Raw genomic sequence first — 24207 nt, forward strand, 5'->3', positions numbered from 1 at the left:
GATCGCGGTTCCTCGCGTCTCCTTTTCGCCGGCAGGTCATGGGATGATCTGCAGCGATCCCCGCTGCTCGGCCCCTGTCGCAATCCGGTCTCGCCAAAATGAGGCTCCAGAGCTAGCGAGCGGGATCATCCGCCTCCTCATGATGAAAAGGCCGCCACGGTCAGTCCTATCGCGTTCGCGAACCGGAGCCGCTGTTCTGTTGCACTGTTCGCATCGATCGCATTTTCCGGCGCACGTACCAAGCCAAGACCGCGATAATCAGCCAGGCGAGGGATGCGCCGACGAAAGCGGCAAAGATGTTGCTGCGTAGAACCAGCATCGCAAACCCCACCGCAAAGGCCAGCATGCCCAGCGCACCGAGCGCGGCGCCAGCGGCATCGACGGCGGCCGCCATTTGCCCGCGGCGCTCGCCGGCGAGACCCGCTTCACGCTTGCGGCGGATTTCGTGTTTCTCAATCAGCGTCGCGCTCGCGCAGAATATGGCTGGAAGGGCAAGAAAAGCACCACCGATAACCGCTCCATGGCGGCTGCTGACGAGGCCAGTAAAGACGGTCGCAGCGCCGCCGAGCGCGAACCGGATCAGATATTCGTACCAGCGGCCTTCCTTGAGAGATGACGGCGAAAACCGGATCGGGCTCACGTCTGACCTCCAGCGAGCATGAGCAGCCCAAACGCGGCGACCAGCCAAACGACCATTGACAGCAACGTAGCCGTCACCGCTCGCAGCTTTGCGCGGACAAGCAGGTGGCAGACGACGACACTGTAAATGGCCAGCGCAATCGCTCCCGCAATCATCGCTTGGGCTTGCAAGGCGGCGTAGTTGACCCCGTGCTGATACAGTGCGATGCCAAGCGTGGCGAGCGCGACCGAGGGCGCTGCTCCGAACAGGCCGGCGAAACTCTTTGGACGCAGAATATCTCCCAGCATTGCAAAGGCTGATACGACGGCACCCCCGACAAGGAAGCGGATGACGTACTCGGTCATTTCGCTTTCTTCCAGATTTTCGAGAGCGGCCCGCTGGCACCAAAGACCGGATCCTTGCGCGGCACCGACACCTTCGGAATGGCCTTCAGCGCCCACTGACGGTCTTCGACGCTTGTGCACTCGTCGTATGTGCCGGTCGGCGGGTAGGCCCCGACAACGAGGAAGTCATCGTCTGCGTAAAGGCACTGATGGCCTGTGCCGGCGGGAAGGACTACGACGTCTCCAGCCTTCAGCGTAAAGATCCTTCCCTTTTTGCCGCCGAACCGAACCCGGCCCTTGCCGCGCGCGATGCCGAGCACCTCATGAATCCTGGAGTGGTAATGGACGTAGTCGTAGATGCCGTTCCGCCAGGTGTCTCCCCATCCGTTCGCTTCAAACAGGTCTTCGATCACGGCCGCGGCGTCCAGGCCCTTACCGAAAGCGACGGCGCTTCGATAGATAATGAGCGGCCATCGCGGATGATTTGGGATGAGACCGTCGTCCTGGAAGCGAACCGTGTAAGGTTTTCGCGCTCGCGCGAGACCCACCGCCTTCTGCTTGCCTGGGCGCTGCAGACCGGTTGCGTGCTCGATGTATCCCTTCAGGTATTCAAGAGCCGGCATGATCGTCCTCCGCTGAAATGCCGTTCGGGTACCCGGTCCAAAGTCGAAGGACCCGTTCAAGGACCGCCCCAAGCGCGAAGCCGGCAACGACATCGCTTGCCCAATGGGCTAGAATCACTATGCGCGTGAGCGACAGCCCGACCGCAAGCGTGCGGATCGCCCGCCGGGGGCCGGCCGGCAACGCGCTCGCAGCCGATGCCAGCGCACCCATGTGCAGCGCGTGGCCTGAGGGAAATGCATCCCTTCGTTCGCCAGAAAGCGGGATGCCGTGGATGTGCCCAATCACCGTTCGACGGTCCGGCCGAGTTTGGTCGAACACGATTTTTAAGCCATGGGGCAGCAGCGACGCAGCGACCGTCACGAGCAGGGCGTGGTTGCCCGCGCGCCGCAGCGGCGCATCGCGCCTACGGGAAGCAAGCCAGCCGGCGGCTGCCAGGACCAGAAGAAGCTTCTCGTCAGCGCCCCAGGTCAGGGCGCGGGCCGCCTGCTCCGGGGCTGGCGCGGTGTTGCGGGCGATGGAATGTGCCACCGCGACGTCCGCTGTGGTCGGTCGGACAGTCACCGGAAAGCTTGGCCGGCGGCCAAGGCGCCTTGCTGACAATCGAGCGACTTTGAACATGTCTCAACGCCCAAAAAGGTAAGTACCTTTCAACGCTCCGCGTGCCGCTGAGGTCCTCCCCTCATCGAATCCGGGCGCCAGACACGAAGCGCAGCGATTCGGCGTCCGGGCAGAAACCCTCCGGCCAATAGGAACAAACGGGCTGAGTTCCATACGCAATGACCATCCCTCCCGAAGGGTCTTTTTGATCTACCAGCGGTCGAGAAGCTGATGTTCACCGTTCGCGTCGAGGAACCGGACCGCCGTCTCCAACATGCTTCTTGAAATTCGGTGGCGCCAATGGCGAGCTCGCTCCCGCGATGCACTATTACAGGGCCAGCAGCTACGCCACGGCGCGGTTGCCTCCCCCTACTGGTGAGCCCAGACCATTTGCGCTCATGAAAGCCCGGCGCTACCCGCGCCGGGCCGAAGGCACGGCCAGTCGGCGGCCGGTTCTTCCCGTAAGGTCGCTTCTAGTCGGCGCGAAGCACTCGCCAACGCTGAACCGAGAGCGAGGCGACCTTACCCTATCGTTCCAGCTCTTTGCGAATTTCATCCCGGTGGCGGATGAACAGCTCCTGACTGGCGTAGAAGCTGTCCAGGACCTTCTCCGCCTGCGCTACGCCTAGGCCGCGGCTGACGAGCTTTTCGACCCGATCCTGCTGCTCAACGATCCGTCGCTCGCCTTGAGCAACGTGTCTCTCAGCCAATTCCAGGTGATGACGCTGCATCTCACGATAATGCGATCGAAGTTGGCTCGCCATGGCGAGGGCTCCATCCTTTGAGGGTGGGAGCATGGTCGGTCTCTCAGTCACCGATGCTGGGTCGGAACCTTGATCAGCGATGGGCCGTACAATGCGCTAAGGGGTCGTAGGTTGCTAGAGGAGACCCTTCTATACGGTGAACCTCCGCCGGTGCGTACCTAGCGGAGCCGATATGGCGGGCAATCGCGATCCGGCCGCATCGATCCCATAGGAACGACGCCGCGGCGGGACCGTTTCAGGAGCCGATCCCGCGTCAGGAAATCGGAGTTCTCAATGTATCACCACGTCAAGAAACTTATGTTCACCGTTCGTGTCGACGAGCCGGACCCGCGCTTTGGCAACATGCTCCTAGAACAGTTCGGTGGCGCGAACGGCGAACTCGCAGCGGCCATGCAATATTCCATTCAAGGCCTGAACTGCGAAGATCCGGACCGCAAGGATCTCCTCATGGACATTGGCACCGAGGAGCTCAGCCACCTGGAAGTGGTCGGCACGCTCGCACGCATGCATCTCAAGCCATCGAAATTCGACCGCGAGGCGGCCGAGGCCGATCCGCTGATCGCGATCGCCGGTGGCGGCGGGGTGAACCTGTTCAACTCGCAGGGCAATGCCTGGACCGCCGACTATCTCAAGATCACCGGCGAACTGGACGTCGATTTGCGCAGCAACATCGCCGCCGAGGCGCGCGCCAAGATCGTCTATGAGCGGTTGATCAATTTCACCGACGATGCCGGCACCAAGGACGCTCTGCAGTTTCTGATGACCCGCGAGATCACCCACATGAAGGCGTTCTCGCTCGCGCTTGAAAGCTTGAGCAAGCCGCCGTTCAGCATTGGCCGTATCGCGCCGACGCCTGGTCTGGTCAATCAGTACTTCAATGATTCGACCGGTACGGGCGACCATGGCGAGATCGATACCCGCGGGCCCTGGAACGAGGGCGGAGACTGGGTGTTCACGGAGTCGCCCGCCACCCAGCCTGGCGAGCCGGGTTCTGCCAGCTCCATCGTCGCGGAGAGCTCGCCGCCGGCAGACGAGGCCGGCCTCGGCGATCTCCTGATCCAGGAGCTTCGTGACATTCTCCACGCCGAAAAGCAGTTGACCAAGGCGCTGCCAAAGATGGCGGAGGCAGCCCGCTACGACCAGCTGCGTGAGCTGTTCGAACAGCATCTCGCCGAGACCGAAACCCAGATCGAGCGCATCAACGAGTGCTTCGAGCTGCTCGGCAAGTCGGTCCGTCCCAAGCCGTGCAAGGGCATGATGGGCCTGATCGAGGAGGGCGAGGAGATCATTGGCGAAGGCGAAAAGAAGGAAAGTGCCGCTGCCGACCTTGCGCTGATCGGCGCCGCGCAACGGGTCGAGCACTATGAGATGGCGGGCTATACCACAGCGCGCAATCTCGCCCAGCAACTTCGCCACAGCGCGGTCGTCAGTCTTCTCTCGAAGTCGCTGGCGGAGGAGGAGAATGCCGACCAGTTGCTGAATCAGGTGGCGCGTTCGCTGATGTCGGTCGCCAAGATGCCGGCGGCGGTCGAGCCGGCGGATTAGAGAGCACGCCAGTTCTTGCAACGACGCCGCTGCGGCCGGGGGCTCCGAGGAGCCCGGGCCGCGGGGGCATATCGAGGAGACGGCGCGATGCTCGAGGAACTCCGGGCGATAACCCAGCCGGGCGCGATCGTCGCAATCCTGCTCGTGTTGCTGCTGTTGGCGGCATCGGATGCAGCAATCATCGTTGCAGTAAAGGGCTGGCCCATCTGACCGCATACCATACTGTTGGGCTGGCATAGGAACCTTTGTAGGAGCCGGCGGTTCGGCCCGGGCAACCAAGCTCAACGAGCACCCATGCCTGCCTGGGTCCGATCCGGCCTCCTCTTATCAGTCACGTTGCCGCTCGTAGCTTGCGCCGGCTCGCAATCGGCACTTGACCCGCAAGCTCTTCAATCCGAGCAGATCCGTCAAACGTTCATCATATTCCTTGCGGTGTCCGGAATCATCTGGAGCTGCGTCACTGTCGTTCTCGGCATCGGGCTGTTGCGGCAAAAGCGCATCGCAGACGCGCCGCTCGAACTTCATCCGCCTTTCGAGACACGAGCGGGGCGTATCATTCTCGGCTTTGGCGCAGCCACCACGTTGATCGTCCTCGTCCTGTCGTTCGTGAGCTATGCCGGCCAGCGCACGCTGTTTGCCAAGGATCCAGACGCCCTGACGCTCAGGATCGTCGGCCATCAATGGTGGTGGGAAGTCCATTACGAGGCCGACAGACCACACAACAGCTTCGCCACGGCAAACGAAATCCGCATTCCGGTTGGCAAGCCGGTCAAGGTAGAGCTCGAATCCGCCGACGTCATCCACAGCTTCTGGGTCCCCAGCCTTACCGGCAAGATGGACCTGATCACCGGACAAACCAACGAGATCCAGTTTACGGCGAAGAATCCCGGCATCTATCGCGGCCAATGCGCTGAATTCTGCGGCTTGCAACACGCCCATATGGCGTTCGCGGCAATCGCGCTCCGGCCCGATGAATTCGAGCGCTGGCGAGAGCACGAGAACCAGAGCGCAACGAGCCCGACCGACACCCTCGCCAAGCAGGGAGAGGAGCTATTTCGCGGCCGCGGATGCGCGCTGTGCCACACCGTCCGCGGCACCCTGGCGGGCGGCCAGCTGGGTCCGGACCTCACCCATGTCCGAAGCCGCACGACGATCGCCGCGGGCACGCTGCCGCAAACGCCGGCGGCGCTGGGGGCCTGGATTGCCGATCCGCAGCACATCAAGCCCGGCAATCTGATGCCTCGCATGCCGCTGCAATCGGGAGAGCTGATCGCGATCATTCATTATCTGGAGCAGCTCAAGTGAGTATCGCCGCCGAGCAAAGAGAGTTGCGGGACGACGCCCTGGATGGGCTGCAGCTTGCAGCGCGACTGGAGCGCATCTGGCGGACGCCATCGGGGCTGATCGGCGCCCTGATGTCGGTCGATCACAAGATCATTGGACGTCGCTACATCATGACGGCGTTCGCCTTCCTGCTGCTCGGCGGACTCCTCGCGATCCTGATGCGGATCCAGCTGGCAGGTGCAGAGCAACGTGTGCTTTCGCCGGATCTGTACAACCAGGTCTTCACGATGCACGGCTCGACGATGATGTTCCTGTTCGCCGTGCCGGTCATGGAAGCCTTCGCGGTTTACCTGGTGCCGCTGATGGTCGGCACGCGCAATATTGCTTTTCCGCGCCTCAACGCCTTCAGCTACTGGATGTTCTTGTTCGGTGGGTGCTTTCTCTGGATCTCCTTCGCGTTCAACGTCGGGCCTGACGTCGGCTGGTTCGCCTACACGCCCCTCTCCAGCCTGCAGTTCACCCCGTCCAAGCGCGCGGACGTCTGGGCCCAGATGATCACCTTCACGGAAGTCGCGGCGCTCGCAGTCGCAGTCGAAATCATCGTCACGGTCTTCAAGCAGCGCGCTCCTGGCATGACGCTTGACCGCATCCCGCTGTTTGTCTGGTCGATGCTGGTTACGGCGTTTCTGGTGATGTTTGCGATGCCGTCGATCATGATCGCATCCACCTCGCTCATCCTGGATCGACTGGTCAGCACGCGCTTCTTCGATCCTTCGTCGGGCGGCAATGTGCTGCTGTGGCAGCACTTGTTCTGGTTCTTCGGACATCCGGAGGTCTACATCATCTTCATTCCGGCAACGGGCATGGTGTCGATGATCCTCGCCACCTTCGCGCGCCGGCCGGTGATCGGTTATCCCGCGATCGTTCTCTCGCTGATCGCAACCGGATTCCTGTCGTTCGGACTTTGGGTTCACCACATGTTCGTGACGGGGCTGCCCCAGCTCGGGGCCGGCCTTTTCACCGCGTCAAGCATGTTGATCGCCGTGCCGAGCGGCCTGCAGATATTCTGCTGGATCGCCACATTGTGGGACGGTCGCCCGGTGTATCGGACGCCACTGCTGTTCGTGCTCGGATTCATCGTGATCTTCGTGATCGGCGGCCTGTCCGGCGTCATGGTGGCGTCGGTGCCGATCGATACGCAGGTCCATGACACTTATTTCGTCGTCGCTCACTTCCACTACGTCCTGATCGGCGGCGCAGTTTTTCCGCTCGTTGGAGCGGTCTACTACTGGTTTCCCAAGATCTGCGGCCGGATGTTGAGCGAGCGGCTCGGCCGCTGGAACTTCTGGCTGGCCTTCTTCGGCTTCAATATCGCATTTTTTCCGATGCACATCCTCGGGCTAATGGGGATGCCCCGACGGGTCTACACCTACACGCCCGAGATGGGCTGGGATCGGCTGAATTTGGTGTCCAGCATAGGCGCCGCGATCTTCGCGATCAGTTTTGCGGTTTTGCTAGCGAATGCGATCTACAGTCTTCGCAGGGGAACGCCGGCGAACGCCAATCCGTGGGGTGCATCCACGCTGGAGTGGGCAACGGCATCTCCCCCGCCCCCCCAGAACTTTGACCGTATACCTGTCGTTACCCATCGCGACCCACTGTGGGCGGACACCGACACGTTGCCGGTTATCGCTGGCCTGAGCGCGGAACGCCGCGAAGTGCTGCTGACCTCCCTCGCCGAGGCCGAGCCGCAAACACGTGAAGCGTCGCCCGAACCGAGCATCTGGCCATTGCTCACCGCTATCGCAACGACGATTTTTTTCATCGGCTCAATCTTCACGCCGTGGGCCGTATTGTGGGGGACGCCGCCGATGGCGATCACCCTGATCGGCTGGTTCTGGCCGTCCGGCAGCAAGGAGGACGAGGAATGAGGCAGACCATCGTCCGCAACGTCGGAGAGCTGCCGACCTTCGGCTTCGGCCCGCAAAGCGGGCCGTGGTGGGGAGCGATCAGCTTCATGGCGTTGGAGGGCATGGGCTTCGCCATCGCGATCGGCGCCTATCTCTATCTCTATGCCGTCAATCCGACCTGGCCGATCGGCGCTTCACCGCCCGATCTCTGGCCCGGAACCGCGGAGACCATCATCTTTCTGCTCAGCATCATCCCCAACCAGTATACCAATCGCGTCGCGCATCGGCAGGATCTCCACAAGGTCCGTGTCTGGCTCGTTGTCATGTCGCTCATTGGCATCGCGCTGCTGATCCTGCGCGGCTTTGAGTTCGCGCACCTCAACACCCGCTGGGACAACTCCGCCTATGGCTCGGTGGTCTGGCTGATCCTGGGCCTACACACCACGCATCTTGCGACCGACCTCGGCGACACGATCGTGCTTGCCGTCCTGATGTTCACGTCGCACGCCAAGCCACGCCGCTTCAGTGACGTGACCGACAACGTGTTCTACTGGAACTTTGTCGTGATCGCCTGGCTGCCGCTCTATGTGTTGCTCGATTGGGTGCCGCGACTATGACCGTCCATGAAGGCAGTGCCAGGCGTGCCAGGCTGCTCTATTGGGCAGGGGTAGCGCTCGGCCCCGTCGCCTGGGCCGCCAATTTGCAGGGCGTTTACGCCATCACCCATCTCGCATGCGAGAAGGCGAAGTGGGGCGGCATCGCCTTGAGCGCCCTCCTGGTGCTCGCATCGCTGGCCGGCACCGTGATCTCGGCTCGCGCGGTCCGCCGCGGTGCCGGCTCCGAATGGAGCGACGCCGCAGGCGGTGGTCCCAGAGCATTCACGGCCTGGCTCGGGGTGGGCAGCGGCGTGCTGTTCGCGCTTGTCATCGCCGATCAACTTCTTGCCGCACTCATGATCAGCCCATGCTTGCGTTGAACCTCCTGCTGCTGCTTGCCGCGCTGCTGCCGTCGTCCGCTTCGGCACATGGGCTGTCGGACGTGTCCGACCCGGCGGCGCTGTGGAGCTACGATCCCTGGCTGCTGGTCCCGCTCTACGTGATGGGTATTGCATTCTATGTCGGAACGCAGCGGCTGTGGCGGAGCGCCGGCGGTGGACGCGGCGTCACGTACCGGCGGGTGGCGGCATTCTGGGTCGGATGGCTGGTCGTGGCGCTCGCCTTGACCTCTCCACTGCACTGGCTCGGCGAACGGCTGTTCACGGCGCACATGATCGAGCATGAGCTCCTGATGCTGGTTGCCGCTCCGCTGATCGCCTATGCGCGCACCAACGGTCCGCTGCTGTGGAGCCTGCCGCCCTCGTTTCGGCGCGCCGGGCGACTGGTGAGCACGGCGCCGTTGGCGGCGATGTGGGCGCTTTTCGGTCATCCGATCAGCGCAACCGCCCTGCACGGGCTGGCTTTGTGGATTTGGCACACGCCACCGCTCTATACGCTTGCGCTCGAGAATATTGCGATCCACCGCCTCCAACACCTCAGCTTCTTTGCCACGGCACTGCTGTTCTGGTCGGTGCTGTTTTATGGACGCGGGAGAGGGCGCAGCGAACGGGTGCGTGACGGCATCGGCGTCGCCTGTCTCTTCGTGACGGTTCTGCATTCCGGCGTGCTGGGCGCGCTGCTGACGCTGTCGACCCGCGTCTGGGTGCCGAGCCAGGGCGCGCTCGCCGGCGATTTCGGCCTGTCGCCGCTCGAGGATCAGCAACTGGCCGGAATTCTGATGTGGGTCCCGATGGGTCTTCTCTATACCGGCGCGGCCCTGTTGTTCGCCTATCGCTGGCTCAACGCATTCCAGTCGGCGAGCGGCGCCGGCACACTCCGCGATATGCGCCCGGCCGGTTAGGAACCGCAACTTTCCTTCGAACGTTCGGGGTCGCGATCCCTACAACGTCTTCTCTCGCGGAGGATACGTGAACAAGCTCTGGACAGGGGCATTGGCCCTATCAATCGCCGCTCTGCTGCTCTCGCGACAGTCGGCCGCACAAGATCCGTCCCAAGGGGCCGGCACATCCTGCCCTATCGACCATGACCATCTGGCCGATATCCTGAAGAAAAGCGTCAAGCCTTCGGGCGGCCCCAGCAATGGCGGGTTCGACAATCATGAATGGGCCGCGGTGGTCAACCGGCAGGGCGTTGTCTGCGCCATCGCATTCAGCGGCAGCAAGGCCGACGATCAATGGCCGGGCAGCCGCGCCATCGCCGCAGAGAAGGCCAACACCGCGAATGCGTTCAGCCTGAAGGACAAGGCGATGGCGACCGCAAATCTCTACAGCGGAGCGCAACCCGGCGGCTTTCTGTTCGGTGCGGCGTCGAGCAACCCGCCGATTCCGGACACGATCTACGCGGGCCAGGGCCAGGATTTCGGGACGCAGCACGATCCCATGATCGGCAAGCCGGTCGGCGGCATCATCGTCTTCGGCGGCGGATTGCCGCTCTACGACGGCAACGGCATTGTAGGTGCGCTCGGCGTCAGCGGCGACAGCTCGTGTGCAGACCATAACGTCGCCTGGCGCGTGCGCCACCTGCTCGGCCTCGACCACGTGCCAGCCGGCGTCAGTCCCAACATGAAGGACGCGATCATCTACGATATCGGACCGGACGGGAAAAGCCCCTCCGGATTTGGTCATCCGAAGTGTAACGGCAAGGAAGACCAGATCGCAGTCGATCTCGGCGCAGGCGTGTCGGGCAACGTCGTTCGGTAAACGCGCGCGACACGCGTGCCGGCAACCTTTTGGAACCAAGCCGAAGCGCAACGTTTGTACGTCGGTGACCGGCAACGCGACGCGGCACCGGCCTCCATTGCCCGTGGAGACTTTCACCTATGTTAAACCGGAACTACCGGCGCGCGTTGGTCGCGACGGCGAGCATGGTCTCTGCCGTCTGGACCTCATTTGCGTTCGCGCAAAGCGACTTGCAGAACCGGATGAGGGATCCCGGACAATGGCCGATGGCGGCGCGCGATTACGCCAACACGCGCTATAGCGATCTCGATCAGATCAATGCCGGCAACGCATCGCGCCTGCAGCTTGCCTGGACCTTTTCGGTGGGAGCTGACCGCGGCCAGGAGGCGGCTCCGCTTGTCATCGACAATACGATGTATGTGGTTGGTCCCTATGCCGGCCCCTACCCCAATCGCGTCTTCGCGCTGGATGCGACCAGCGGAGAGCTGAAATGGTCCTATGCCCCGAAGCCTGAGCCGGCGGCGGCCGGTGTTGCCTGCTGCGATGTCGTCAACCGTGGCCTCGCCTACGACAATGGCAAGATTTTCCTCAACACGCTCGACAACCACACCGTCGCCATCGATGCCAAGACCGGAAAAGAGCTTTGGCATACGAAGCTCGGCGAAATCAACAAGGGCGAGACCATCACGATGGCGCCGATCGTCGCCAAGGGAAAGATCCTGGTCGGCAACAGCGGCGGCGAAATGGGTGTGCGCGGCTGGCTCACAGCGCTCGACGAAAGCACAGGCGCAATCTTCTGGCGCGCCTACTCCACCGGCCCGGATAAAGACGTGCTGATCGGCGACGACTTCAAGCCATTCTACGCCAATCTCAAGGACAAGGACCTCGGCGTGAAGAGCTGGCCGGCGGACCGCTGGCAGGTCGGCGGCGGCACGGTGTGGGGCTGGGTTTCCTACGATCCGGAGCTCAACCTGGTCTACTACGGAACCGCCAACCCGAGCCCGTGGAATGCCAACCAGCGCAGCGGTGACAATCTCTGGAGCAGCACGATCTTCGCGCGCGATGCAGACACCGGGCACGCCAAATGGGCCTATCAACTCAATCCCCATGACCTGTTCGATCACGACGAGATCAACGAGAACGTTCTGGTCGACCTCGCTATCAATGGGCAGGCGCGCAAGGTGCTGATTCACCCCGGCCGCAACGGCTACATGTACGTGATCGACCGCAGCACGGGTGAGGTGATTTCCGCCGACGCCTATGAACTCATCAACGCCTACAAGGGCGTCGACCTCAAGTCGGGACGGATCATACCGAACGAAGACAAGACGCCGCTGCTCGGCAAGACCATTGAGGATATCTGCCCGGCGTCGCCGGGCGCCAAGGATTGGCAGCCCACCGCCTGGTCGCCCCGAACCAGGCTGCTCTACGTTCCGCATCAACATCTCTGCATGAACTTCAAGGCGTCCCAGGTCGGGTACATCGCCGGCACGCCTTATGTCGGTGCCGATGTCGACATGTATGCCGGCCCCGGCGGCTATCGCGGCGAGTTCATGGCCTGGGACCCCGTTGCGCGGAAGAAGGTCTGGGAGATCCATGAACGTCTCCCGGTATGGAGCGGCGCGCTCGTCACCGCCGGCGACGTCGCTTTCTACGGCACCATGGATCGGCTCTTCAAAGCCGTGGATGCGAAGGACGGCCACGTGCTTTGGCAGTTCCGTGCCGGCTCCGGCTTCATCGGCCAGCCGATCTCGTACCGCGGCTCCGATGGACAGCAATATATTGCGATCCTATCCGGTGTCGGCGGCTGGCCCGGGGTGGTCGCGAACGCAGAAGTCGATCCCCGGGTCCGCAACAGCGCGCTCGGCTTCACGGGGGCGACGCAAGATTTGCCGTTCTACACCGCAGGCGGCAGCGAATTACTCGTCTTCAAACTTGGCGGTACAGATGGTCAGGACAACGGTCATGCGCCGGCTCGTTAAGTGCGTTTGCACCATCGTGGCTATCACGCTCGGCCCGGCCGCCGCCGCGGAGCCGGCCGGCGAGCTTCGCGTGTGTGCCGATCCGAATAACATGCCGTTCTCCAACAGGGCAGAACAAGGCTTCGAGAACAGGCTCGCCGCAATGATGGCCGAGCAATTCGGGATGCGGCTCTCCTACATCTGGTGGGCGCAGCGCCGCGGCTTCATCCGCAATACGCTCAAGGCCGGAAAATGCGACGTCGTGATCGGCGTTCCGGACCACTTCGAAATGACGGAGACGACGAAGCCGTATTACCGCTCGACCTACGTCTTCGTGACGCGACAGGACCGCCATCTCGAGATCGCATCGTTGCTCGATCCACAACTGCACCGATTGAGGATCGGCGTCCACCTGATCGGCGATGACGGAAACAATGCCCCTCCGGCGGAGGCACTCGGTGAACAGGGCATCGTCGACAATGTCCGCGGCTACTCGATCTATGGCGACTATCGCGAGCCTGATCCCCCGGCGCGTCTGATCGGAGCAGTCGAAAGCGGCGAGATCGATGTCGCCGCAGCGTGGGGACCGCTCGGCGGCTACTTTGCCAGGCGATCTCCAGTCCACCTCGTGGTCACCCCCATCCAGGACGGCGAACGATTTGCGCCGCAGCAGTTCCAGTTTTCGATTTCGATGGGTGTACGCAAAGGCGATCATGCGTTGCGTGATCGCCTCGACGATTTCATCGACGGGCATCGATCGGAGATCGCCTCGCTGCTGCATAGCTACGGCGTACCCCTGGTCGAGACGCAACCCTCCGCCGGAGGCGGTTAGCTGATGCGGATGATCCTCGCAGTCGGTGCATTCCTGCTGTTCGCCGGTAGCCAAGCCGCGATCGGCCAGCAGAGCCTGCCGCAATCGCAGGAAGCGCAAACGCCCACGCTCTCTCCGCGCCCGGATTTCGGACAAAGCGTCGGCAACGGCCGACCTGGCGTGTTCATGCAGGTCCCCGTCAGCCATCTGTTTCCGGGCGCTCAGCCGAGCAACCCGACGATCAAGAACCCCGTGCAGGGTGATCCGCAGGCCGCGCAGCGCGGCATGACTTATTTCGTCAACTTCAACTGCGTCGGCTGCCATGCCGCAAACGGCGGCGGCGGCATGGGCCCGTCGCTGAGCAACAACATCTTCACTTACGGCTCGCAACCGGAGAACATCTATCTCTCCATCTACCAGGGGCGGCCGAACGGCATGCCGGCGTGGGGCGCGGTGTTGCCGGATACGGTGATCTGGGACCTCGTCACCTATATCGGCAAGATCAGCAACGAACCGAGCCGCCAGTGGGGACGCACGTTCTCGGCCGAGCCGTTGTCACCCGAGATCGAGCAGGTTCCGACCGAACAGGTCTCGACCAGCGATCCCTGGTCCAGCACTAAGAAATTCGGCTCGGGTCAGAAGCCGTGAGGGCGCGAGCGGAGCATCCGATGAGCGGCAGGGTCGCCTTATGGACGCGCCGCTTGCTCGTCGTACCTTGCCTTGCGTTGGTCTTGACCGGCTACGGCAATGCCGCGTCGGATGTCCAAAACTCCAACGGCAATTCTCGCCGCGGTGCCGATCTGGTGAAGTCCTACGGATGCGGCGGCTGCCACGAAATTCCCGGCATCGCCCATGCCGACGGCAATGTCGGGCCTTCCTTGCGGCGGATTGCCACTCGGACCTACATTGCCGGCTTCATCCAGAATTCGCCTGACAACATGATGTTCTGGATCGAAGATCCGCAAAGGATGCTGCCGGGCAACGCCATGCCAAGCTCGGGTATGTCGCAGGACGATGCGCGCGATATCAGCGCATTCTTGTATACATTGAAGTAACCGGCCGGGTGGTCGATCTCATCGTCGCGGCGGTCACATCAGCTCCTCACGTCACCATCCAGCGCGATTTAGCCTAGATGAACGGCTTCCCGCCGGTCACGGCAACCGTCGTTCCCGACGTGTAACTCGACAGAGGGTCGGCGAGCATGACGTATGCAGTCGCGAGTTCGGCAGGCTGCCCCGCGCGCTTCATTGGCACTTGCTGCCCGAATGTCTTGACCGCCTCTTCCGGCATCGTGGATGGGATGAGCGGCGTCCAGATCGGCCCTGGCGCGACCGCGTTCACGCGAATTCCTTTAGCCGCAAGCATCTGCGCAAGCCCACCGGTGAAGTTCTGAATGGCGCCCTTTGTCGTCGCATAGGCCAGCAGAATCGGATTTGGCATATCGGAATTGACGGATGCCGTATTGATGATCGCGCCTCCGGGCTTCATGTGGGGCACAGCCGCCTTGCTCAGGTAGAACATGGCGTGGATATTGGTCTCAAACGTGCGCTGCCACTCTTCGTCGCTGATGTCGCCGATATCCTTGAATGTCGCCTGGTGCGCAGCGTTGTTGACGAGAATGTCGATCCCGCCCAATTCATCGACGGCACGGCGGATGATGCCGCGGCAATGCTCGGCATTGCGAATGTCACCGGATATCAGGACGGCCTTGCGTCCTTCTTTTTCGATCAAGGTCTTGACCTCGTTTGCATCCTCATCTTCGTCGAGATAGGCAAGTACCAGATCCGCCCCCTCCCGCGCATAGGCGATCGCTACCGCACGGCCAATCCCGCTATCGCCGCCGGTGATGATCGCCTTGAGGCCGGTAAGCCGGCCCGATCCCCGGTAGGTCTCTTCGCCATGGTCGGGTCTTGGATCCATTTTGCTAGTCAAGCCAGGCATCGGTTGCTTCTGGGAAGGAAACGGCGGTTTGGGAAAATCGGTCATGGCGCGCTCCAAGGTAGAACCAACCAATCGTGGGCTCCCTCGGTCGTTCCTACACGTCGACTGCTCGGCAACTGCGTCTGGTGACAGAACCCGATCCACGCGGCATTGGAGGCTTGAATGGCATTCATTTGGCAGTGGCGACGTGGAGCATGACGCTTCCCATGCAACGGGACGAGCATCGCAATAGGCGCGCATTCACGCCAAGCTCGACGCACTGTTGAAGGCGAGCGGACATCCGCACCTAACGGAAGTCGATGACGAGGACGTGGAGGAAGTCGAGCAGCAACGCGAGCGCGTCCGACGCGACCGTTGAGCTTTGAAAGACCGTTCCCCCTCGCTTTGCACCCGTCCACCACACATCCTGAAAGGCAAGGGATCTGAAAGGCAGGGGATTGACATCATTGATGGTTCCCTGGTGAGGACCTGATAGCGGCTGGAGACGTTCTTTCTCTGGAGTGATCCATGGCAATCTTGAAGGGTGATCCATGGCGAAACGCAAGATCCTCATTGTCGAAGACGAGTACTTCATCGCGGACGACTGCGCCCGAGCAGCACAAGGCGCTGGTTTTCAGGTGATCGGCCCATTCGGCTGCATAATCGATGCAATCAGCAATATGCCGGATGATATCGACGGGGCGTTGCTGGACGTCAATCTGCAGGGTTCGAAAGTCTATCCGCTGCTGGACAGGCTGCTCTCGCGGGCCATCCCCGTGGCCATCTACACGGGATATGAGCCACAGAATCTGCCCGCGCAGTATTCCGGCCTGACGATCGTGACCAAACCCGGCGACTGCATCGATGCGGTACGAAGCTTGATCTTCAAAATGCTCGATGCGCCGAAACGCGGGAACGAAGACCTCGCCGCCGGGTGATCCGGATAATCGTGCAGCGCTTCCGCTCTCGATTGATCTAGACGTAAACCCCGGCGTGCTCTTACCGAATGCCTTTTCTCTCAGGAACGTCCTTTGCTTGCCTCCGTTGCTCCTCGCGAAGTACAGATCCAAAGGAGACAGCAAATGAGAACGGTATTGATTGCAGCGGCGGTGGCTCTGGCGGCCGGATCGGCCTTCGCGCAGAACACCGGCCCGCAGCCGCAGACCAACACGACGAAACCGGGCGTGAACCACATGGAGCGAAGCTCCGGCAACCACGGGCAGCGAGGCTCGATGAGCACGGGGACCACCGGCATGGCGAGAGGTGGCGTAAGGCCGGACGCATCGGGACAAGGCGGCTCGGGCCCGGGCAGCGACCAGGGTGGCACCCGAGTGTCACCTGGCGATAGGAGATAGCCCGTCGGATTTGGCGCAGAGCATCGGCTACGCGCGTCATGCTCGCCGCTCAACGTAGGCTGGGGTTTCGCCTGCCAAAGCCTCAGCCGCGTTTGGCCTCCGGGAAATAGCCAACGGCCCCGGCACCTGTGGCGCCGTAAGGGGTTGACGGCAGGAGGACTCCGCGCATGAGATTATCAGATTATCCGTTTCGTCGATGATTTAGGTAACCTTGTGTGTCGCTGGCGCGAACGCTGCAGCGCGCTACGCGCGGGAGCGCGCCGCGCACGTGCCGAACGCCGGGTGAGATCCGTTCTGGGTGCCGGACTACAATGTCATGCCGAGATACCGTTGCCGGCCGCAGGACAATCGGATCGACAGAAGTCAATCCGCAAGACGGGTTGCGCTTGGCGAGTCCGGCGGGATGGTTGATTGGGATAATAGGGACAATCAGATGACCGACGAGCGCAAGGAAGGCAATGAGCCCTCTCCCATCATCCTGATCGTGGTAGCCATCGTACCGTTGCTCGCCATCGGTGCCTGGCTTTGGAGTCAATATGGTTGATGGTTGACCTCGACGGCGGTCTCTAAGCCCCCGCGCCCGCACCCATCGCGCACACATGGGTGCGATCGCCAGCCAAAATTTTGCGCGCGGGTCTTGACGCGGCCCAGCCAGCTTCATGAAGTAGCACGCGGCCCAGCCCAGGTGCATGACGTGGCAGAGGATTCTCGCCTGAGCCCGGTCGAGACGCAAGCTTTATTGGCGTGGGCGCTGGGCCTCCGACGCCAGCGCTGTTCGTCGAACTTGGCCTTGCGCGCCCTAAGGGGCTGAGATCCCGTTCCTGTCGCCGACATCCTCGCCATTTAGCCGCATCACGCGTCAACACGGCAACGTCCCCCGGAATGGCCGTCGCAGAGCGGATAGGGAGAGAAGCCCCGAGGCCGGCCTAACAATGGCCCCGGGGCAAACGCCGTCAGCGTCCGCGGCGCTCCTTCGTGTCGTTCATGGTTGCGCCGGGGTTCGCGGAACGCGGGCTGCTCGAGGCACCCTGCCCTGTAGTTGCAGCCGGCGAGTCTCCACCGCCTGCGCCGCTCCCCGAGCTTCCGGCGCCTGCACCTCCCGCACCTGCGCCCCCTGCGCCAGCGCCGGCGCCGCCACCTGCACCACCTCCGCCGGCACCGCCGCCGCCACCACCGCCCCCACCGCCCTGAGCGGTTGCTGCTGCAATCGACCCGAAGATGAATGCGGCTGCCAAGATGATCTTCGCTACTTTCATTGAACGCTTCCTCTGTGCTGGACCAGCTCGAGTAACATCTGGTGGGTACCGGCGTTCCTACGGACTACCGGATCGTCCCATCACAAATTGCAGGCGTTGGCTGGATTCGATCCGACCTATCTTCATGGTCGATCGAATATCAAACTAGGGTTTGATACGCTTGGCACTGACGTCGATCCTGAAGATCGGGGTATCTTCCCGCTTGACTGAAACCGACCACTGGTTGAATCGGTCGAGATCCAGGTTCGAATCAATATCTCGAACAGTCATAACCGCGACCTCCCAGGCCGCTGCGTCGCTGGGCAGCTCCTCGCCTTCCCGGTCGTCAAACGGGTGGCCATTCGAGATATGGAAGTAATACTTGCTCATAGATACAGACCGTGTGCAGATGGCCCGCTCCTGCCGGCAGATCAGACTCGGCAGAATCAGACGCTATTCATCCTTGGTGGCCCGCAGCACTCTGGGCCGAAGCGCATGACGTTGAGGCTTGCAGCGCTTCACATAGTATAAAGCGGGAACCGACTTCCGGTTGCAATGTAGTGGCGCCGCCCGAACCGCGCGGGCGGCTCGCGTGGAAGCAGCCCTGGCTTTACCCCTAGAAGCCAGGGCGTTTCAGGACCCTGTATTTGCGCCAGAAGGCATCTTCTTCATCGTCAATGTGGTGAACGCCGACGCCTTGCACGCGAGACTGGACGCCACGTCATCGTGTGTATGACAAAGTCATCGTGTATATGACAAAAGTGAATGTCGAGCCGCCGCATGCGACCTCTTGAAGCAGCATCACCGGTCCGCGCGTTGACTTATCTCTTCCGCTTCGCCAGTTTTATTGGCGGCCTGTTTTCGAGCAGGACCGGTGACCGTCTCCGGAGAGTTGTCCTCTGAAAGCTCATGGGCTCGGAACGGATCCGCCGCTTCATCGTATCCGCTCCTGCTGCTGAAGAACATGAGGGCCATGAGGCCACAACCAATCGCGAGGGAGAAGAAGATGCCGAAGCCCATTGCCAGCCAACCGGCTCGGGTCATGGCGGCCGAGCCAGCGGAATTCCATCCGGCGACCGCAAGTATGACAGCCAGCACGAGCAATCCGATCAGCACTGCCAGGATGGCCAGCTGTCCTCGACCGATGAGCTGCATGGCGATTTCCTTTGCTGCGAAGTGGCTATGACCATGGTCATTCGCCCTCGCGACGCGCAACTAAAGCGGAAGATGCACCTCACGCAGACCGATCGACCGCAACCGGACCGTCAATACCGATTTCGATCGCGCGGATGCTGTTGACCGAAGGCCGCGCGCGGATTGACCCCGCATGTCACATTCCTTCCGGATGCCGACGCAAGGCATTGGGCGCGAGTCTGGTACATGCAGTCCCCGGGATATCCGACCCCTCGCCCCTGCACGCACCATGGATAGTCGCGTGCATTGGCGGCGGTGACGGTCGTCAGTCCCGCAATCGCAAGCGCCAGTGTAGTCGTGGTGAGATAACTGCACATGCTTTGCTCCTTCGAAGCGACTCACGACCAACGGAGCCTCAAGGCTCACGTTCCTAGCGGATCGGTGGCCGAGTTCATCGAGCTGCGACGCCTCCAGCAAGCAGGACACCCTCTGAGAACTTTCTCTGAGAACTTTTCGGGTCAGGAAGAGAACGGCCCAAATTTCAACTGGGTGCGGGAGGATATCCAGGCGTCGAGACCCAGCTGTCAACGCTTGCCGCAAGCTCCGCAGAACGAAGTTTCCTCGTCAGCTCATCCCGCTGATCGCCTTCCAAGTTGGATGCCCCGCGGAGAACATCTTTCTTGAATGCAGGAAGCCTCTCTTGAAGGCTCGCCGTTTGCTTGAACCTTCGTCGTGTTTCTTCATGACGCGCTCCTGTAGGAAGCGGGAGCGTCAGCGCTCACCAGTCCGATTATCGTACGAAGTCGCGACGGCCGCCGCCACAACCTAGGTTAGGCTCGGAAACAACCTCCTTGGATTACTTGGAATCCCGCGCGACGCTCGGCCCTCCCTTCGACGCTCGCTGTCGCAGCTACGCGGAGCTGACAGCCGCGGCGCCTCTGACGCGCCAGTCGCTGCCACCGGACGGCACGATAGGAACTTACCTTTGGCACCCTCGTTGGAGCCCCAAATTACCCAATTGTAGGAGCGGCCGATGCCGGAGAAAGACCTCAGCGCCCTCTTCCTCGACACTCTCAAGGATATCTACTACGCCGAAAAGCAGATCCTCAAGGCCCTGCCGCGTATGGCCAAGGCGGCCGAATCCGACGATCTGCGTGCGGCTTTCGAGAAGCATCACGACGAGACCGAAGGACAGATCGAACGGCTCGATCAGATCTTCGAGCTAATGGGTAAATCCCCGCGCGGCAAGAAGTGCGATGCCATCGAGGGCATCCTCGACGAAGGCAAGGAGATCATGGACGAATATGCCGATACGCCCGCGCTCGATGCCGGCCTACTCTCGGCTGCCCAGGCAGTTGAACATTACGAAATCGCCCGCTACGGCACCCTGAAGGCCTGGGCGGGCCGGCTCAGCATGAAGGACGCCGTCAAGCTCATCGACCAGACACTGGCCGAGGAAAAGAAGACCGACGAATTGCTCAGCAAGCTTGCCGTCAACGCCGTCAACGCCAAAGCAGCCTGAGGGGTCGTGCGATGAAGCGAACCGTTCTGGCAATTGCCATCGGCTGTACATTGGCCTCGCCGACGCTGGCCCAATCCGTGAGCGAGAAGACCGGCGTCAACTCGGTCCTCGGCGTCGCGCCGAAGACCGAAGATTTCGTCAAGGAAGCCGCAATGAGCGACATGCTGGAGATCGAGGCGGCCAAGATCGCGCAGCAGAAGGGCAGCGCTGCCGACAAGAAGTTCGCCGATCAGATGGTGACGGACCATACCAAGACCAGTACCCAGCTGAAGGAAATGGTCGGTGGGGACATGAAGTCGGCGATACCGACTGCCCTCGACGACAGCTCCGAGAAGAAGCTCGAGCGGCTGCGCAACACCAGACCGGAGGATTTCGCCGGCACGTACGATCCGATGCAGGTCAGCGCGCACAAGGACGCCGTGTCGCTGTTCGAGCGCTACGCCAAGGGCGGCGACGATCCAAAGCTGAAGGATTGGGCCGGCAAAACCTTGCCCGCGCTCCAGCACCATCTCGCGATGGCGCAGGAGCTCGACAAGAACCGGAAATAGCCCGTCATCGTCAGGGCAGCGCCGCTGACCACGTACTCGGTTGCGCCCGCCGCAAGGAGCCAGTTCCGCTCTGGGTCTCCTGATTGCCGAACGCGGGTCGAGATCGACGCTTGATCCGTACGCAGAATCCACACCGCTATTTACGTCGTTTGCTGCGCGCGAATCGTGCGATCAGCCGGCTCAGCTCAGGCTTGTGAACCAGCGCCGCGGCTTGCTTTACTGGCAGCCATTTGGTGTCGCGCTGCCCGTGCTCAGGCCACCGAGGCTTTTGCGCACGGACCTTCATCGGGAACAGCAGGACGTCGCAGGCAATCCTGCGCTTGCCCTTTCGGCTGTTGTGACTGTAACGGCCGATCGCCTTTCCGTTCGCCTTGCCCAGCACACCCGCCTCCTCGAAGGCTTCGATCTCGGCGGTGCGCTGCGGCTCACCACGTTTGGGCCAACCCTTTGGCACCGACCACCGCTGCTTGCCGCGTGTCGTGATCAGCAGAATGCACAGTTCTGCATTGCGTCGACGGAAAGGAAGTGCTGCGAATTGCTTGTTGCCCATGCCGCCCGGAATGTGAACGTAGATACTGTTCAGCGCCGCTTGGCCGGAGCTGTGCGCAAAGCTGCCTTGCCGGCGCTCCGGAGTTCGTCAAGAGACGACCGCCCATCGCGCACGGCTTGCAGCAATCCGGAAGCTACGCTGGTCCGCCTTGTCGTGTCGGACCGCGGCACGTCTCCGCAGACCTCGTCAAGCACTGCGCGAAGAACTGCCGCCGTCTCGCCATCGAGCATCGCCGCCTCCCTGCCCTTGAGGATTGGGCCGTATGATAGCGTGAGACCTCGCGAGGCGATTTCAAGTATGTTAAGGCAGCACGCCGAATTTCGATCTTCGTAGCTGCGATTGCGCATTAATTTCGGTCCGCGTCGCGAGGAACTTCAGGGCGCCGCGCGCGCTGATCCTGATGAGCCGCCCGAAGGTCGGCGGTCGAAATCTGGCGACCCGATGTGACTGACAACAGCGAGAAGCCGCGCTCAAGTTGGCGCCGCACCTTGGGGCTCGGCATTGTGGCAGGCGCCGCCGACGACGATTGCTCTGCGATCGGGACCTATGCCAGTGCCGGCGCGCAATTCGGGCTTACGCTGCTGTGGATGGCGCCGGTCACGTTTCCGATGATGTTCTCGGTCGTCTATCTCTCCTCCAAGCTGGGACAAGTCACCGGCAAAGGGCTCTTTCAGGTTGTCCGAGAACGCTATCCGAAATGGCTGCTGTGGCCGATGCTGATCGGCGTGCTGATCGGAAACACCATTGAGGCGGCCGCCGACATTGCCGGCATGGCGGCCTGCCTGAACATCTTCATGCCGATACCGCCGTTCCTGACCGTGATCGCGATCGCCGTCACCATCCTGCTGTTTCAGATGTTCGGCTCCTACGACTTTATCCGCAACGTGTTCCGATGGCTGGCGCTCTCGCTGTTCGCGTATGCCGGGTCGGCGATCCTGGCCAGGCCCGATCCGACCGAAATCCTGCGCGGCACCTTCCTGCCCCACATCGAGCTGACAAAGGATTCTCTTTCGATCCTCGTCGCCATCATTGGCACGACCCTGTCGGCCTATCTCTATACCTGGCAGTCCAACGTCGAGGTCGAGGAGAAGATTGCCGCCGGCAAGACCAGGACGGCCGAGCGACGCGGCACGAGCGATTCCGAACTTGCGCGCTCGCAGCGCGATATCGTCGTAGGAATGGCATTCTCGAACATCATCATGTACTTCATCATCCTGTCGACCGGCGCAACTCTGCATTCTGTTGGACAGACCAACATCGAGGATGCAGCACAGGCGGCGGAGGCGCTCCGTCCGCTAGCGGGAAGCGGTGCGACCGTGCTGTTCGCCACTGGTGTGATCGCGGTCGGCTTCCTGGCCGTTCCCGTGATGACGACCGGGGCGGCGTACGATCTGGCTCAAGCGATCGGATGGAAGAGCAGCCTTCATGCCAAGCCTCGCGAAGCCAAGGCATTCTATGCCTTGATCGCCGGATTCACCGCCATTGCCATTCTGTTGAACAGTCTCAACTTCAATCCGATGAAGGCTTTAGTCTATGCCGGCATCGTGCAAGGCTTCTCGACGCCTCCGTTGCTTTTGTTGATCGTGCTCCTCACCAACGATCGGGAGCTGATGGGAGACAAGACGAACGGTTTCTGGCTCAATCTCCTAAGCTGGGTCACTGTGACCGCGATCTTTGCGGCCAGCATCGGCCTCGGTTTGTCCTGGTTGCTATAGGCGTTGCGGGTTCGCCGCAACGGCTGCGTGAAAGGACCGAACTTCCGGGGAGATCGGGATAGCTTGGCCAGTTCGCGTCGGCACTCGATCGGCAGCTACCTCTTTGCAGTTCCCGGCTCCGCCATCTTGCGGTGCTGCTTGGCAAGAAGGGCGGCGGGGGTGATGTTGGCGACTGCCGACTGCAGCTTATTTTTTAGGCCAGTGACGACGTCCCCCTCGCCCTTCATCATCGCATCGAAGCCGGCTCTGGCGACACCTGCGGCATCGTCCTTCTTCCCCGTGCCGACGCTGGTATCCATCATATCGGCGCGGCGGAAAAACTCGGTCTCGGTTGCGCCGGGCATGAGGCACGTCACTGTGACGCGGGTATCACGCAGTTCTTCGCGGAGTGCAAAGGAGAATGAATCGAGAAATGCCTTGGAGCCGTTATAGACAGCCTGGAAGCTACCGGGGGTGAAGCCGGCGATCGAGCCGGTGATCAGAATGCGCCCGAAATCGCGCCGGCGCATTTCGTTACCCACGCAATGGAGCAGATAGACCGTTCCGGTGATATTGGTGTCGATGACCCGGCGAATGCCGTTGAAATCCTGATCCAGGAATGCCCGGCCGAGACCGACGCCGGCATTCGCCAGCAGAGCGTCGACCGGACGACCGTGCGTCGCGGCACAGAGGCGATCGACCCCTTCCGTCGTCGAGAGATCCGCCAGCACGGCATCCACCTGCCCGCCAAGGCCCCGCAGCTCCGCAGCTGCCGTTTCGATCGCGTTCTCGTCGGCGGCGATCAGGAGATCGAAGCCTGCCCGCGCGCAGCATCGGGCAAGTTCCAGGCCGATACCGGTCGATGCGCCGGTGACGATGGCAAATTGACGTGGGGCTGACATGAGAAAATCCTCGACCAAATGAGTTGCTCGCTCAAATCGCCGGCGTCCGGCTTGTTCCTATCCGCTTCCGATCCGCCCGTGTCGTCAGCGGCTGCAAAACTTCTCCAGCGTTAGCAACCAACTTTGTCGGCTCGACTTGGAATTCATCATTCGA

27 protein-coding genes are annotated in these 24207 nt (G+C 61.9%); 16 read left to right on the forward strand and 11 right to left on the reverse strand.

Annotated features, from left to right (window positions below; genetic code table 11):
- Positions 1-166 precede the first annotated feature (166 nt).
- From ACVIW0_RS34035 to ACVIW0_RS34055, 5 genes are all read right to left on the reverse strand, one after another.
- Positions 167-640 (reverse strand): DUF3147 family protein, encoded by a 474-nt coding sequence (locus ACVIW0_RS34035; RefSeq protein WP_461356323.1) that lies wholly within the window; start codon positions 638-640, stop codon positions 167-169.
- A complete protein-coding gene (locus ACVIW0_RS34040; protein WP_461356324.1) occupies positions 637-984 on the reverse strand; it encodes a DUF3147 family protein in 348 nt (115 codons plus the stop codon). Before ACVIW0_RS34040 ends, ACVIW0_RS34035 begins: the two co-directional genes overlap by 4 nt.
- The gene (locus tag ACVIW0_RS34045; RefSeq protein WP_461356325.1) at positions 981-1586 is read right to left on the reverse strand and encodes a cupin domain-containing protein; all 606 of its coding nucleotides are present in this window, start codon (positions 1584-1586) and stop codon (positions 981-983) included. Before ACVIW0_RS34045 ends, ACVIW0_RS34040 begins: the two co-directional genes overlap by 4 nt.
- Positions 1573-2205: a phosphatase PAP2 family protein gene (locus ACVIW0_RS34050; RefSeq protein ID WP_461356326.1), complete on the reverse strand. Its 633-nt coding sequence runs from the start codon at positions 2203-2205 to the stop codon at positions 1573-1575. The genes ACVIW0_RS34045 and ACVIW0_RS34050 overlap by 14 nt, the downstream gene beginning before the upstream one ends.
- A gap of 506 nt (positions 2206-2711) precedes the next feature.
- Positions 2712-2948: a hypothetical protein gene (locus ACVIW0_RS34055; protein WP_461356327.1), complete on the reverse strand. Its 237-nt coding sequence runs from the start codon at positions 2946-2948 to the stop codon at positions 2712-2714.
- A gap of 273 nt (positions 2949-3221) precedes the next feature.
- Between ACVIW0_RS34055 and ACVIW0_RS34060 the strand changes: the two genes are divergently transcribed.
- The 12 genes from ACVIW0_RS34060 (at position 3222) to ACVIW0_RS34115 (ending at position 14248) form a co-directional block, all read left to right on the forward strand.
- Complete coding sequence (locus ACVIW0_RS34060) at positions 3222-4493, forward strand: DUF892 family protein (protein ID WP_461356328.1); 1272 nt, start codon at positions 3222-3224, stop codon at positions 4491-4493.
- 87 nt (positions 4494-4580) lie between these two features.
- Positions 4581-4703, forward strand: a complete 123-nt coding sequence (locus ACVIW0_RS34065; protein ID WP_461356329.1) for a hypothetical protein — start codon at positions 4581-4583, stop codon at positions 4701-4703.
- Positions 4704-4787: 84 nt separating this feature from the next.
- Positions 4788-5798, forward strand: a complete 1011-nt coding sequence (gene coxB / locus ACVIW0_RS34070; RefSeq protein WP_461357502.1) for a cytochrome c oxidase subunit II — start codon at positions 4788-4790, stop codon at positions 5796-5798.
- The gene (gene ctaD / locus ACVIW0_RS34075; RefSeq protein ID WP_461356330.1) at positions 5795-7708 is read left to right on the forward strand and encodes a cytochrome c oxidase subunit I; all 1914 of its coding nucleotides are present in this window, start codon (positions 5795-5797) and stop codon (positions 7706-7708) included. The genes coxB and ctaD overlap by 4 nt, the downstream gene beginning before the upstream one ends.
- On the forward strand, positions 7705-8304 hold the full coding sequence (locus ACVIW0_RS34080) for a cytochrome c oxidase subunit 3 (protein ID WP_461356331.1): 600 nt from the start codon (positions 7705-7707) through the stop codon (positions 8302-8304). Before ctaD ends, ACVIW0_RS34080 begins: the two co-directional genes overlap by 4 nt.
- On the forward strand, positions 8301-8663 hold the full coding sequence (locus ACVIW0_RS34085) for a hypothetical protein (RefSeq protein ID WP_461356332.1): 363 nt from the start codon (positions 8301-8303) through the stop codon (positions 8661-8663). Before ACVIW0_RS34080 ends, ACVIW0_RS34085 begins: the two co-directional genes overlap by 4 nt.
- The gene (locus ACVIW0_RS34090; protein ID WP_461356333.1) at positions 8651-9583 is read left to right on the forward strand and encodes a cytochrome c oxidase assembly protein; all 933 of its coding nucleotides are present in this window, start codon (positions 8651-8653) and stop codon (positions 9581-9583) included. The genes ACVIW0_RS34085 and ACVIW0_RS34090 overlap by 13 nt, the downstream gene beginning before the upstream one ends.
- Before the next feature lie 103 nt (positions 9584-9686).
- Entirely contained in the window at positions 9687-10442 is a 756-nt protein-coding gene (locus tag ACVIW0_RS34095; protein WP_461357503.1) for a GlcG/HbpS family heme-binding protein, read from the forward strand.
- 164 nt (positions 10443-10606) lie between these two features.
- Complete coding sequence (locus ACVIW0_RS34100) at positions 10607-12403, forward strand: methanol/ethanol family PQQ-dependent dehydrogenase (protein WP_461357504.1); 1797 nt, start codon at positions 10607-10609, stop codon at positions 12401-12403.
- Positions 12387-13214 (forward strand): substrate-binding domain-containing protein, encoded by an 828-nt coding sequence (locus ACVIW0_RS34105; RefSeq protein WP_461356334.1) that lies wholly within the window; start codon positions 12387-12389, stop codon positions 13212-13214. The genes ACVIW0_RS34100 and ACVIW0_RS34105 overlap by 17 nt, the downstream gene beginning before the upstream one ends.
- 3 nt (positions 13215-13217) lie before the next feature.
- On the forward strand, positions 13218-13841 hold the full coding sequence (locus tag ACVIW0_RS34110) for a c-type cytochrome (RefSeq protein ID WP_461356335.1): 624 nt from the start codon (positions 13218-13220) through the stop codon (positions 13839-13841).
- A gap of 20 nt (positions 13842-13861) precedes the next feature.
- A complete protein-coding gene (locus ACVIW0_RS34115; RefSeq protein ID WP_461356336.1) occupies positions 13862-14248 on the forward strand; it encodes a c-type cytochrome in 387 nt (128 codons plus the stop codon).
- Positions 14249-14321: 73 nt separating this feature from the next.
- Here ACVIW0_RS34115 and ACVIW0_RS34120 read toward each other — a convergent pair whose 3' ends face one another.
- On the reverse strand, positions 14322-15179 hold the full coding sequence (locus ACVIW0_RS34120) for an SDR family oxidoreductase (protein ID WP_461356337.1): 858 nt from the start codon (positions 15177-15179) through the stop codon (positions 14322-14324).
- Positions 15180-15664: 485 nt separating this feature from the next.
- On the opposite strand from ACVIW0_RS34120, the gene ACVIW0_RS34125 reads away from it, so the two are divergent.
- Positions 15665-16051, forward strand: a complete 387-nt coding sequence (locus tag ACVIW0_RS34125; protein WP_461356338.1) for a response regulator — start codon at positions 15665-15667, stop codon at positions 16049-16051.
- Positions 16052-17868: 1817 nt separating this feature from the next.
- On the opposite strand, the gene ACVIW0_RS34130 is transcribed toward ACVIW0_RS34125, so the two are convergent.
- The 3 genes from ACVIW0_RS34130 to ACVIW0_RS34140 form a co-directional block, all read right to left on the reverse strand.
- A complete protein-coding gene (locus ACVIW0_RS34130; RefSeq protein WP_461356339.1) occupies positions 17869-18093 on the reverse strand; it encodes a DUF6894 family protein in 225 nt (74 codons plus the stop codon).
- Between the two features lie 411 nt (positions 18094-18504).
- Positions 18505-18858 (reverse strand): hypothetical protein, encoded by a 354-nt coding sequence (locus ACVIW0_RS34135; RefSeq protein WP_461356340.1) that lies wholly within the window; start codon positions 18856-18858, stop codon positions 18505-18507.
- A 110-nt stretch (positions 18859-18968) separates the two neighbouring features.
- A complete protein-coding gene (locus ACVIW0_RS34140) occupies positions 18969-19214 on the reverse strand; it encodes a DUF3551 domain-containing protein (protein WP_461356341.1) in 246 nt (81 codons plus the stop codon).
- A gap of 656 nt (positions 19215-19870) precedes the next feature.
- On the opposite strand from ACVIW0_RS34140, the gene ACVIW0_RS34145 reads away from it, so the two are divergent.
- Together ACVIW0_RS34145 and ACVIW0_RS34150 are read left to right on the forward strand one after the other, a co-directional pair.
- Positions 19871-20359 carry a YciE/YciF ferroxidase family protein gene (locus ACVIW0_RS34145; protein WP_461356342.1) on the forward strand — a complete coding sequence of 163 codons (489 nt, stop codon included), beginning with the start codon at positions 19871-19873 and terminating at the stop codon, positions 20357-20359.
- Between the two features lie 11 nt (positions 20360-20370).
- Entirely contained in the window at positions 20371-20907 is a 537-nt protein-coding gene (locus ACVIW0_RS34150) for a DUF4142 domain-containing protein (RefSeq protein ID WP_461356343.1), read from the forward strand.
- Positions 20908-21043: 136 nt separating this feature from the next.
- On the opposite strand, the gene ACVIW0_RS34155 is transcribed toward ACVIW0_RS34150, so the two are convergent.
- Positions 21044-21457: an NUDIX hydrolase gene (locus ACVIW0_RS34155; protein ID WP_461356344.1), complete on the reverse strand. Its 414-nt coding sequence runs from the start codon at positions 21455-21457 to the stop codon at positions 21044-21046.
- Between the two features lie 443 nt (positions 21458-21900).
- On the opposite strand from ACVIW0_RS34155, the gene ACVIW0_RS34160 reads away from it, so the two are divergent.
- Positions 21901-23172 carry an Nramp family divalent metal transporter gene (locus ACVIW0_RS34160; RefSeq protein WP_461356345.1) on the forward strand — a complete coding sequence of 424 codons (1272 nt, stop codon included), beginning with the start codon at positions 21901-21903 and terminating at the stop codon, positions 23170-23172.
- Positions 23173-23267: 95 nt separating this feature from the next.
- On the opposite strand, the gene ACVIW0_RS34165 is transcribed toward ACVIW0_RS34160, so the two are convergent.
- A complete protein-coding gene (locus ACVIW0_RS34165) occupies positions 23268-24053 on the reverse strand; it encodes an SDR family NAD(P)-dependent oxidoreductase (protein ID WP_461356346.1) in 786 nt (261 codons plus the stop codon).
- Positions 24054-24207: the final 154 nt, after the last annotated feature.

Source organism: Bradyrhizobium sp. USDA 4454, assembly GCF_054822705.1.